Genomic DNA, 12383 nt, shown 5'->3' on the forward strand with positions numbered 1-12383 from the left:
TCGCACAATCGCCGGCGCCACCCGTTGCATTGCCATTTACTCCTGATTTTAAAGCGCCTGTTATCAGGACGTGACATGTCTCACATGGGTTTGTCTTTATACTGTGGATCCCGATGGCACGATCAGCTTCAGTATGACAGCCGGTGCTGGTACAGCTTGGTGTGTCAAGAACATTGGCAATATTGTGGTCAACGGGTGAGGTATGGTTTTCGAAGTCGGCATCTCTGTTGGGATGACAGAAGGCACAGGTTCCACCACCATTACTGGCATTTCCATTTGGTCCACTTCGTAATATCCCTGTAACAGCTGTATGACAGGTGAGACAATCGTTGGTTCCATGAATTCCGTAAATTCTGTCAGCTTCGTCATGACAGACAACACATTTAGCGGTTGCCAGAATTTTAGTGAGGTTATGATTTGGCTGCACATGGAAGAAAAAGTCAGCGGCATGATCCGTGTGGCAACTGGCACAATCCCCCGCACCACCAATAGCAGATCCACGACCGGTAAAACCGGCTCGTAATATTCCTCCTACTCCCAAGTTATGACAGTTGCCACAGGCTCCATTATGCAGGGTCGGTTCGAGAACCAGATCACCGGTGCTGGCATGGCATACTTCACAGGTATTATTCGTAGTCGCTAGAACCTGGCCAATGTGATCGCCGCCTTTCTGATGATCCCAAAAGGTTGGTGAGGCATGGCATGTGGTGCAGATATTGGGGTTTCCGAACCCGATATCCGTTGTAGCATGGCCTATTGCAAGTGATCTTAGTGTAACAGGAGCAGTAGTGCCAGTGTGGCACGTATAGCAGTCATCGTGAAGTTTTGGATCTGTCGGAGAGGCTGTAAATGAGGAATCGTGGCAGTTGGTGACACAGTTTGTTGTGCCACCGCTGACAAATGTGCTGTGGTCAACAAAGTGGTTTTGTTGTCTATCCCAATGACAGTCAATACAATTGAGAGTAATTACGTTTGTTGATCCGGCCTGAGCAATGGCATTAGCTATAGAGTTGTATGTTGGATTTACTGTGGTTGTGCCACCGTTAACTCGAGCTGAGTTGTGACAGGTATCGCACTGACCACCGCTGATATGAGTAGTGACAATGGCATTCCAGTCCTCAAGCAGACCACTATGGCAGAAATCACATGTATTTCCATCAGAAATATCTCGAACTGGATTATAACTCAGCCAATGTGTAATTCCTGTATTCGTCCCATGATCATGGCTGACAAATGTACCGTGACAGGTTGCGCATTCACCACCACCAGCAATCGCTGGAGCTCTCAAGCTGCCATCAGTCATAACATTGTGGCAAGTCGTGCAGCCACCACCGGCGGCATGAACTTCGCCAGCGGAAGAGAATGGTGTTGTTGAGGTGACAGGGTGACACCCGGTACAGTTTGAAGTTGTTGTGCTTTGATCAACACTTACAGCCACTAAGCTGGAGTGATCAAGTGTTCCACCCACAGTAGAGCCTCTATCATGTGCATCAAAATAGCCTTCATGACACCAGACACAGTCTCCCTTGCTGATGCGGGTCGCATTAGCTTTAGTCGCCGGATCATAAAAAGTTGGATTACCTGACTCGGTTGAAATATGGCAGTTGTCGCAGTTGCTTTTGTGTACACCCATGGGGTTGTTACCCTGATGACAAGTAACACAGATCGGCGTATCGAGAACTGCACTGTTACCTGTTGCGGCATGATCCTGGCCACTTGGTGTAAAACCGGTCGCCGGGGTATGACACCGGCTGCAATTATCAGCGGTATAGGCACTGTGACTGCCAACAGGAAATGTCCCATCCTTTTGAAAGCGGATGTTAAGTGACGGACTAACCGTCTCTGTATGACATACTTGGCAAAGACCGGTGGTCAATCCTGATCCTGTTGCATCTTCTTCGACAAAGCCGCCAAGAGGATCAAAGAATTTAACTTGGGATTTCGTGCCATCCTGGATGGTGACTTCTTTTTTGATTAACTGCCCGTATATCAGGCCGAAGGTATTTGAGGTAGGATATGTTGCTGTGTCGATCAGTGATGGGTCGAGAATACCTTGTATAACAATTTCATTGGCGTTTTTAGTAGATACGATGACGTAGCTATTGCTTGCCTCAACTGTGTCGTGCACAAATATAAGACCGCGGTTTTGGCCGCCATCATTTTTGTTTTCCCAGGTAATATCGAGCTCGGCAAGACTGGTGGGAACAGACCATCGCAAATCATTATATGTATAAGGTGTGTTGTAGATAATGGTGGTTTGGCCGGCAACTGGAACGTTTGGCTTAACATTAACATTGGTATCGTATGGAGCAGTAATTGTTCCTTTAACCAGATAGAGTGCGGCCTCTTCACTGTCCCGCCAACCAAGCTGCCCTTGACTATGAGGCGAATGGCAATCCACACAACTGGTAAACCATGTCCCATGATTTGTGGTGAGGTTCGCAGAGGTATGGGGCTGCATTGTCCCGTTTTGTATTTGCGCCGGACTGCCATCGTGACAGCGAAGACAGATGGCATCAACTATTCCAGCAAATACGTCCACCGGTTGACTCTGTGCCGGTGAATACTCCCACCAGAGAGAGTACTGATGACAATCACTGCAATCGATACCAAAGGTAGGATTGTGGGGCGCATCGATAATTGCTGCGGTAGCGTTATGACTACCGAACAATAATGCAAGAAGAGTTAGGGAAAAGAGGATTTTCTGCATTGTTTTACCTTGTTTATTGTACGCTAAAAACCGGGTTGCACCCTATAGCGTAGCTACTTTTAAAAAAATGTACATTTTTTTGCATTTAAACAGATGAGCTATAACTGCAAAATACATGCCCCATTATCGACTTATTTCAGTTCTTTAATGGTTGCAGGCAGTTACAGGTAACTATCACTTATTACTAGTAATGGTTATCGCAGGGTATAGGTGGGATGCCCCTACAAAGTGGGGAATAACGCCTATTCGCTACGTTATATTTTTGCTGTTGGTATTTTGAGATATTTTAGTTTGCTCTACGCGAGTAAAGTTTGAGTCTTGCAGATAGAGTTCAGTACCTACAGCAAGTCGCAATGGATGCAAAACTTATTGGTCAATCGATTGATGCCCGAAAAAATATGCTTTAAAAATATTGTTTTAAGGCCATACTTGCTTTATTGTTGATAAGATGACTTATAACTGTAGTTATTAATCTCTGATAAAAGGACTTGAATTATGATGAAGCGAACCATGGGATATATGCTGGCATTTTCCGTTCTGGCACTCGGACAATTTCAACCTGCATCTGCCGAAGATACCAAACCAGTAAATACTCTTGCCAAAGACAGCGAAAAACCGTTAGCACTGCTTAGAACTAACCTCAATGCTGGTTTTCAGGAGTTTGACCTTTCTGTTGATGCGGACAGCAAGCTCTCCTACAGAGCTGTTAAGCGTAGCGATGCCGGGGAAGAGATTAACGAAAAGAGTTTTCAACTATCAAGCATTGACAGTAAAAGCGTTACCGTTAACCCAAAAACCGGCCTTGGTTTCAGCTGCAAGAATAACAATCCCTGCATAACCTTTTTTCGCAACGAAAATTTAAAAAATCAGAGAGGGTATAATCGTAAGATAAATCTTAGGAAGGATTCTTTTCCGTTGGGAGCTTCAGCTGCATCAGAAAACGCCAAAAACTCTTTTACGGAGTTAGTGAACCTTTACAGCAAGGACACGAAGTAAACGATTACAGAATTGACTCCACGAAATTTCGAGGAGCTACATTTTTTTAAAAAAAGGCCTGTAGTTTTAAAAAAACTACAGGCCTTTTTTTAGTTTTGAAACGAAGATAATGCTCCGAATCTTATTAGATAGCAAACACTATCATTGACTTAGCTCCGTCCTCAGTTCGAGCATTTTTTCTTGGAAATTACGCACATATTGATCAAGAACATTTTCAGACTCAATCACATATGGAGTTACCATTATCAGCAACTCTGTTTTTTTGTACTTTGTGGTCGTACTCTTAAATAGATTACCAAGAAAAGGGATGTCCATAAGTAACGGAATACCATCCTGAGTATCAGACTCATTTTTTTCTATTAAACCGCCCATTAAAATTGACTGACCATCTTTAACTGCCAATTTAGTTTTGATCGATTTCGTCGAAATAGTTGGAGAATCTAATCCACCTGTCGTTGCGGACTTGACCGAACTGACCTGCTGATCAATTTCCAAAAGAATGATCCCGTCGTAGTTAATTCGCGGAGTCACATTCAAGATAACCCCTGTATCTTTATATTGCACCGTACGATTCGATGTAGTTGATGAGACTGTATCACTCGTTTCACTTGTCACAATGGGTACTTGTTCACCGACATTGACTGTCGCGGACTCATTATTAAGGACTAAAACCTGAGGTGAAGAAAGAATTGAAAAATCATTTTTTGTTGCCAGAAAAGTAAGGAGATTAAAAATATCGTTATTTGCATCAAAGATCAGGCTTGAGCTTAACCCTGTACTTGCCTTGAAAGATACCGACCCATCATTTATGTCCGTCATGTTGTTTTTTAGCGCCCACTCAACCCCGTACTCAAGGTCATCAGTAAGTGAAACTTCGGCAACCAACACCTCAATCAAAACCTGCATTGGCAGATTGTCCAATCGTCCCAGCAGTTTCAAAATTCGCTTATAGTCGGCCCATAAGGCCCGAACCATAATGATATTTCGGGCATCATCAGGAATCAGGATTGGCTCACCAGCAAACTGCATGGAGGCAAGTGATGGACCCGTAGACGGCGCACTACTCCTTCCAGGGGTTGGAGCGACGGGCGATTGTGCGTCTTTTGTGTTGCCTGGAGGCCGAACTACAGGTCGTGTTGTTTTCGTTTTAGTTGTAGTCGTCGTTTTCTTTTCATTTTCCTTTATAAGCGAGTTAACCAAATCCGCAAGTTCAGTTGCAACAGAGTTTCGTACATTGTATATATAGATGCTGTCACGTCCCTCGGTAGGTGCCCTATCTAAATCCTGAGCCCACTTAAGGGCTGTACGGATCAGCGACTCGTTATAACCGATCATCAATAACGAGTTAACCCTCTCCATGGGCAGAATCTGCACACCTTCATAATCCTTTTTATTAATCTTCAAGGCGGAAAGTATTTCAACCAACTCATCTTTCAGATCAAAGAGCGGGGCCTGTTCAACTCGGAACATCCGCACCACAAGCGAAGAAAGGGCGGAGACATCCATTCTTGATAAGATCATTAAACCATCTACAATCTGGCTCTCAAAATCCGTAATTATCAACGTGTTCTGTTCAGCAAGGTTATAAACCATATTATGTTCTGACAGGTAGGGTTCTATTAGTTTTTGCGCTTCTGCCGAAGACATATGGACAACCGGCACAATCTGGGTAATCAGCTTCGGCGACTCCTTGAGCAAGCCCATCTGGTCCTTATCATAAATTGCCATGGACACAGGCTTTCCAGCTACAAAGATGTAGTCATGCTGCCCCTCACTGCGAATATCCAAGCCATTAATATTGAGTAGTTTTTTAAAAATAGTAAAGAGCTGGTCGTTGGGGATTTTCTGACCGGACCGGATGTTGACCGTACCCTTGACGTTGGGATCAATGACATAGCTCAAATCAAGTGTTTCGGCAATAACCTGAATAACCTCATAAATATCGGCATTGTCAAAATTAAGCATTACCCCTTCGCCCTCAACAGCCTCACCTTTACGTTCGGGGTGCTCGGCAGTCATTTTATCGATATACCGATTCCCGGTATCATCCTTCATCGAAAGGTCCCGTATTCGTGGGGTATCTTCAGCCGGGTCCTTCACATCACCCTCCCCTTCCGGTGGCAGCTCAACGGTGGCCTCATGCTTAGAGCGCATGATTTTATCACTGATTTCAACCATATCAAACCATGTTCTATGCTCACCCACATCTGTCTGCGAGCATCCACAAAGAATGAGTGTAAGCATCAGTATCTGGAGCAGCTTATTTTTTGAGAACATATTTCACCTTGCGTATCATTAAATTGGCTTCGTCGTCATAGTAACACCTCTATCCATTACCTGCTAGAGGTTGGCATCGGTGGTGTTGAAATTTCCGGCGTAGAAGACCGCCCTCTTCTGCTTACCCGGCTTGTATCTGGACGAGGAGGAGGCTTACGCGATATCACCATCCTTCTTGTTACAGGTTGAGGCGTGGCCGCCGCCCCTTCTTGTGGTGCTGTAACGGCGGCAGCTCCTCCCGTCGTTGCCCGTAAAGGAGCAGGGGCATTCGTTGATGCTGGCGCCGGGCGTTCAGGTGTAGCTGCCGCCCTGGGCTGCCTGGTCGGAGCAACTCTTTTCTTATCCGGGTCATACATAAATTTTTCTAAAACTTCATCTCCCTTCTTCAGCACGAGTTTCTCGGGAGAAATTTCAGCAACAAGGTAGCCACTTAGGACATCACCAACCTTCAGCCTGGCCGTCTCCTCTGCAGAACTTTTTGAGACCCTTTGCCTACGACTTCCGGACTGTTGGGTCTTTGGCGCATCTTTGCCCGGAGGAAAGCTGACAAGGGCCTGACTGAAGGTATCGCCAATAATTGACCCTGAATAGGTCAACTGGGCAACATCTGCACTTATTCCCAGATCATTGCCATGATCCTCGCCTTCCTCAGCCAATTTGTCGGCCTCACTTTCGATCAGACGTTCTTCATTAAATAGATAGCCCGGCTTCAGGTCAGGCATAACAATCGGGGCTGTCGGTTGCAAGTTCAGCTTTGCAGGAGGGCCTGCTACCTTTTCCACCTTTTTACCATCTCGTGCAGGTAAACTCGGCAGCTGCCCCCGCCACGTCTCGGATATTCCCCGCATCATGGCAAAAACTGCTATAAATAAAAGTACTGTTATTCCAACCCGAACCATTCGTTTCAGCCCATTTCCTTATTATAAAACATCGTCGACAACAATAAAACCTAACTACTTTTTCTCAACCTTTGTCAGCCGATAGAAGCCTTTCAGCTCCAAAAATATTTTCAGCTCTGTAGTCTTAAAAGGTTTCAGTGTAAAATTTTCAATTTTAAAAAAATAATTGAGTTTATAGAGTGATGATAAAAACTTCAAAAAACCTTCCAGATCCCCGGAAAGACGTATTTTAACAATCACTTCACCGTAGAGTTTTTCCTCATCTTTACCACTACTCTTGGTCAAGGGCCGAAGAGATTCCGGACTCAGCCCTGCGGCACCCAACAGCTCCTGCAACTTGAGCTGCATGGCTGAAGCAATCTCTTCTGCTGAAGTTCCTGAGAACAGATGCCTATCAAATTGATCGCGCCTTTCTTCCAACTGCCTAATTCTGTTCCGCAACGAATCAATGCTCTGAGTTGAAATTTGGTATTGATCATGCAAGGCCTGTTTACTCTCAATACCATCACGAACTTCAATATATTTGCTATAGGCGAAACGACCAATATTCAAGGCAGCCAGAATTCCGACAACCACAAACAAGCCGTTTCTTGTCCGTATCAATGCAATTATTTGGTTCAGTCGATTCACGGTAAACTTATCTCCACATGAAAATAGGTCTTATTTTTTCGACGACTCGTTGACTTCAACTGAGTATCACCAATATTCTGCAGGGCAGTTGTCACGGCATTTACATCCTCGGTGTAGCCCTGGATATTAATCGTATTGCTTTTATCGTCCATCCGCATCTGATCCACATACGATGTTGATGGCATCTCAGTGGTCAACTGACTGATAAAGTCAATCAAGTCAACGTTTGTGCCAATCGTGTCAAGCTCTGCCAAAGCAGCAAGATACTCGGCCTCTTTACTGCGCAGCTCTTTCATTTCATTGACCAGCGGCATGATTTGTTCGATCTTGTTGTCGACCTGTGAGTCAAATACCTTTAGTTTATACACCTTCACTCCACCGAACACCAGAAGAGTGAAGATATTTAACACTGCAAGCACCGCAATGACAATCTTCAGGTAGTCAGGACGCCGATACGAGGCTGGCAACATATTATAATTTTTTAGCAGTGGCCGATGACGGTTCAACTGTGTTGCATCTAAATAATCAAAAAATGGCTTTTCAGGCGGAGCCTTATCGGCAGATTCTCTTGCCGAGACACTGTCTGGATCCAAGAGATATATTCGATCAGTCTTACAGACCTCAACCGCCTCGGCAAAGGATGGCGCGGCACTGCACAGTAAGCGATCTGACAGATTCTGCCCGTCAAAAACAAAGGCTTTAAAAAACCGACCTGGAAGCAACAGTCCCCACTGTTCTTTACGATTGAGTCTGGTTACATAGCGCTGACTTTCCGGGTAAAGGCCTGTAAGAACAAATTCACCTTCCATAATTTCTTGGATATAGGCATCAATATAACCGCTGCGGGCAGCATAAAGAGTTATCTGGAAGGCTTCCTCTCCCCGCACAGCAGAATAACTATGCCAGGTTGGCTCATCCGTAAACGGAGTGACCATTTCAAGCTGATAACCAACCGCCTCATCAATATTGGTTGTGTCGAGCGGCAACTGAAAAAGCTTAAAAAACAGAAGATCTTCTGCCACAAAAAGGTACAAGGTTGCCGGGGCAGCCTTAACCTTCTCGATAAACTCTTTGATGCGAGCCCCAACCCCCCTGTCTTCCCTGGCAATGAATTCGTTGACAGCAGGATCCCTGGGGTGATACAGGGTCAGCCCGTTCTGGCTTATGACTATTTCAAGCGGTTCTCTCATATATATTGTTCCTGCCAGGCCCTTGTAATATATTTTGAGCCAGTCCTAGTCTTCTCAATAAGTAAGCTACTCATTATTCCCGGCGTTTTTTTCTTTATCTGATCCTCATCCGGCATGAAAAATTCATCCTCTTGAGTAACGCCTAAAAAACCCTTGCCGACTATAGTATAAAAATTACTCTTTGACTTGTAATCAAGGTGATTTTGAAACTTTTCGTACTGAGAATCACCCAGAATTTCTCTCGCGTCCAGTTGGTTAAGGTCTCTTTTTAACTCTTTTTTAAACTCACGATAGGCCTGCACCCTCTCTTTAGCACCTCCGGTCAGAAAATCAAGCATTGCCGGGCTCAAACTATTGAAATTGATTTTTCCACTGGTATTATGCACTGTAAAAACTTCCTGGGGAACAAATTTCCCAAAGAGCGGCTCAGTCGCGTTAATCAAAAAAAACTCAGCCGGATCCCCTATTGGTCCGTTGCGGGCGATATAGGGGTCCTCAAGCTCTCCATAGGTCTCGCTCTCCGCCCCACGGCCACCAATATCGCGATATAGATCATCACTGTCTCTCCAATCGAGTAGTGACGCCAATATATCATCGATCTGTTCCTCCTGATCTTCTCCAAGAAACGACTCGAGAAAAAGCCTTAGCAGTTCTGGAGATGATCTGTTGAGGTCAATTTTACCGTTTTCATTAGCCACATAATACGTCACTTTGCCACTGGGAATATAAACATCATACTCATAGCCCTCATAGAAATTCTCCCAATCCTCTTCCAGGCCAATTGCCGGCACATCAATCGGTCTCTGCCCCAATACTCGAAAAAGGCCAAGGCTTATTCCAGCTTCTGCCAGAAAATGCCCGGCGGCCCGGGCCTTGATGTTATGCGATATTTTCAGTTCAGTCCGAACCAGCATAATGAGCTCGGAGGCCAGAAAACTGGCCATCAGCATCACCACAATAACAACAACCAAGGCAAAGCCTTTCTGGTTTTTATGAGTTGAACTTATCATAGAGTGCAATAATCAATTAATCAAAAAACTTAAATCAGCCACGAAAACACACAAAATCACACGGACATGAAAAGCAAAATTTTTCTGTGTGTTTCTGTGTGCTTCCGTGGCAAAAAAACCCATACGGCAACCCTATTTCTTATTCAACAGTATAGTCATAAAATCCCCCTCAGTCCCCCTGACTTTTCAGATACGCGACGAAGGAGACTTCGAAGGGGGATTCAGGGGGATTTTGTTCTTATATCAATTACGCAATACCCTTTACTGTCAGTAATCGACTTATAAGGTGCAAGGCGTTAAAACCACATAAAACACGCCAATGGAAAAAGCAAAATTTTCCGGTGTGTTTCTGTGTGTTTCTGTGTGCTTCCGTGGCAAAAAAACCCATACGGTAACCCTATTTCTTATTCAACAGTATAGTCATGAAATCATTGTTTTCATCAGTGACCAAAACAAGCTCATAACTGCTGCCGTCAACCAGCACTTCGCCGCCTTCGGCCATATCGCCCTGCTCTGCCTGTCCCATAGCAATCAACTGCTTTTCAAAAGCCAGTGTACTGGCAAGAAGTTCAGTCCTCGACTCATCCATAAAATGAATATTGCGGGCCGACAAAGAAAAACTCTGCAAAATCGCCACATAGGCCAGACCCATAATGGTCACCGCCACCAGAATCTCCAGCAAAGAGAAACCAGACTCGGACTTCACCGCTTGTGACCTTTCGCCTCTTTTAGTTCGACATTCAATGTTCAATGTTCGGTATTCGATGTTCATTTTTAAAGCAGAAAAATCCCCTACTCAAGTTCCAGCTTCGAAAGGGCCTTCTCGTCAGTACAGCGCGGCACAAGACTGTAGGCCTCATCCCTGTATTCAAACGAAACTTCCGGGCTCACCTCCTGGTCATAGACAATATTCAAAGACTCTTCATCCATGGCAAGCAGGATCATCTCATCGAAATCAGGCAGATAGTCTTCATCATAGTCAGTATTCCAATAATCCCTTTTTTCGGAATAATAGATTGCCGACTCCGAGGCATTGTATCGATACAGGGCCAGCACCACCCCGGCATATTGATAAATGAAAGGGTTTCTGGTCACTACCCTGAACAGATCGTCTTCAGACGACATCAAGATCTCTTTTTTCTTTACATCATAGACCGCGCTTTTAATCTGACGTTGCAATAAATTGACCAGTCCGTATTTCCTCTCCATGGCCAGAATACGTTTATTGCCCTTCTCTGAAAAGCGGATGCCCACGTTGAGCACCGAATAAATCATGACCGAAACCATTGCCAGGAGAATCATGGCTATCATAAGCTCAAAGAGAGAAAACCCTTTTTGATTTTGGATTGCTGATTTCGGATTTCTGAAATACACTTTCACGCGCCTATACTATTTTTTCGCAGCACTTATATCCGATATCCAAGATCCGAGATCCGAGATCCGAGATCCGAGATCCGAGATCGAAAATCGAATCATTTGTCATCAGAATAATCGATAAGAGGCAAGCCCGTCATTGGATCTATTATAATTTTCTGGCTTCTTTCGTCTTTGGTAAACGTTATAACTCCGGGAGTAGCATAGCCTTCCGGGTAAAAAACAATTTCCGGTGGGTCTAATTCAAGGATATCGCTCTCTTCCCAGCCGAGCTCTCTATTTTCAGCAACCGCCCCAGACAGTGTCAAGGCATTGCTGCCCTCGACAGTTGTTATGGTTAAGGCTTTCCCTTCGGTCACCGCCCTTAATCGAGCATAGCGGACAATTGCCATGACCTTGGCTGTTTGCTTCTTATACTCAAGGCTGGTCAGAAATCGCCCTGTTGCCGGACCGGCAACCCCAGCCATAATACCTAAAAGAACAAGGACGACGAGCAGTTCCATCAGCGAAAAGCCCTGCTGCCGGGACAGACAAACCTTTGCCGCTAACCCAGGCCTATCCTTAGTTGGCGATTTCATTGATACTAAGAATAACAGAAAGCATCGAAACAACCACATAGCCGGCTACCAAGGCTATCATAAGGATAAAAACCGGCTCGATAAGAGCAATGATTCTCTTGACCCTGACTCGAAGCTCCGTTTCATAATGCTCGGCAATCTGCCCACAGACCTCACCAACACTTCCAGACTCTTCGCCAATGGCCAGCAAATCCACGGCGAGATCCGGGAACAAGCCCTTGCCCTGCAACTTAGGCGCAATCCGTTGACCCTCTTTCAGGGCTCGTGTCGCCTTATGCAGCAGTTGTTGGTACGCAAGATTTGTCGCAACCCCCGTACAAATCTTTAGTGAGGTTGCCAGATGAACTCCATTTTTTACCAACACCTCCAAAGTCCTAAAAATGCGCGTTGTTTCCAGTTCACGAATAAACCCTGAGATAATTGGCAGCTGTATGGCCTTGGCATCAAAATACTGCCTACCCTTTTCTGTTTTGAAGTAATAAACAACCCATACTGGCGGCCCGACAAGGGCTATCACTGAAATAATCATATTATTTGAGACAAAGTTTGCCACGTCCATGAGAATTTTAACGTGAAAAGGCAGCTGCTGTCCCATGCCTTGAAACAGTACTTCAAAACGAGGGAGAATAGTGGTTACTAAAATGGTTATCGCAATAAATCCTACAACTAAAAGAATGATCGGGTAGATGGCAGCCGAGACGATAAATTGACCAAGCTCC

11 protein-coding genes are annotated in these 12383 nt (G+C 45.0%); 1 reads left to right on the forward strand and 10 read right to left on the reverse strand.

Features of this window, described 5'->3' with window-relative positions; all coding sequences use genetic code 11:
- Positions 1-2710: hypothetical protein (locus HQK80_12340; GenBank protein ID MBF0222993.1), on the reverse strand; the 2710-nt coding region annotated here is incomplete at its 3' end.
- 495 nt (positions 2711-3205) lie between these two features.
- On the opposite strand from HQK80_12340, the gene HQK80_12345 reads away from it, so the two are divergent.
- A complete protein-coding gene (locus HQK80_12345; GenBank protein MBF0222994.1) occupies positions 3206-3706 on the forward strand; it encodes a hypothetical protein in 501 nt (166 codons plus the stop codon).
- A 141-nt stretch (positions 3707-3847) separates the two neighbouring features.
- On the opposite strand, the gene gspD is transcribed toward HQK80_12345, so the two are convergent.
- The 9 genes from gspD to HQK80_12390 all read right to left on the reverse strand — a co-directional run.
- Positions 3848-5983, reverse strand: coding sequence for a type II secretion system secretin GspD (gspD, locus tag HQK80_12350; GenBank protein MBF0222995.1), 2136 nt, complete (start codon positions 5981-5983; stop codon positions 3848-3850).
- 56 nt (positions 5984-6039) lie between these two features.
- Complete coding sequence (locus tag HQK80_12355) at positions 6040-6882, reverse strand: hypothetical protein (GenBank protein MBF0222996.1); 843 nt, start codon at positions 6880-6882, stop codon at positions 6040-6042.
- Between the two features lie 54 nt (positions 6883-6936).
- On the reverse strand, positions 6937-7512 hold the full coding sequence (gene pilO, locus HQK80_12360; protein MBF0222997.1) for a type 4a pilus biogenesis protein PilO: 576 nt from the start codon (positions 7510-7512) through the stop codon (positions 6937-6939).
- Positions 7509-8702 (reverse strand): hypothetical protein, encoded by a 1194-nt coding sequence (locus tag HQK80_12365; protein ID MBF0222998.1) that lies wholly within the window; start codon positions 8700-8702, stop codon positions 7509-7511. Before HQK80_12365 ends, pilO begins: the two co-directional genes overlap by 4 nt.
- A complete protein-coding gene (locus HQK80_12370; GenBank protein MBF0222999.1) occupies positions 8699-9712 on the reverse strand; it encodes a general secretion pathway protein GspK in 1014 nt (337 codons plus the stop codon). The genes HQK80_12365 and HQK80_12370 overlap by 4 nt, the downstream gene beginning before the upstream one ends.
- Before the next feature lie 397 nt (positions 9713-10109).
- Positions 10110-10484 carry a prepilin-type N-terminal cleavage/methylation domain-containing protein gene (locus tag HQK80_12375; GenBank protein MBF0223000.1) on the reverse strand — a complete coding sequence of 125 codons (375 nt, stop codon included), beginning with the start codon at positions 10482-10484 and terminating at the stop codon, positions 10110-10112.
- A gap of 20 nt (positions 10485-10504) precedes the next feature.
- Entirely contained in the window at positions 10505-11086 is a 582-nt protein-coding gene (locus tag HQK80_12380) for a prepilin-type N-terminal cleavage/methylation domain-containing protein (GenBank protein MBF0223001.1), read from the reverse strand.
- 98 nt (positions 11087-11184) lie between these two features.
- Positions 11185-11664 (reverse strand): GspH/FimT family pseudopilin, encoded by a 480-nt coding sequence (locus HQK80_12385; protein MBF0223002.1) that lies wholly within the window; start codon positions 11662-11664, stop codon positions 11185-11187.
- A partial coding sequence (locus tag HQK80_12390; protein ID MBF0223003.1) for a type II secretion system F family protein occupies positions 11648-12383 on the reverse strand: 736 nt, incomplete at its 5' end. The genes HQK80_12385 and HQK80_12390, both read right to left, overlap by 17 nt.

The organism is Desulfobulbaceae bacterium (assembly GCA_015231515.1).
Taxonomy (GTDB): domain Bacteria; phylum Desulfobacterota; class Desulfobulbia; order Desulfobulbales; family VMSU01; genus JADGBM01.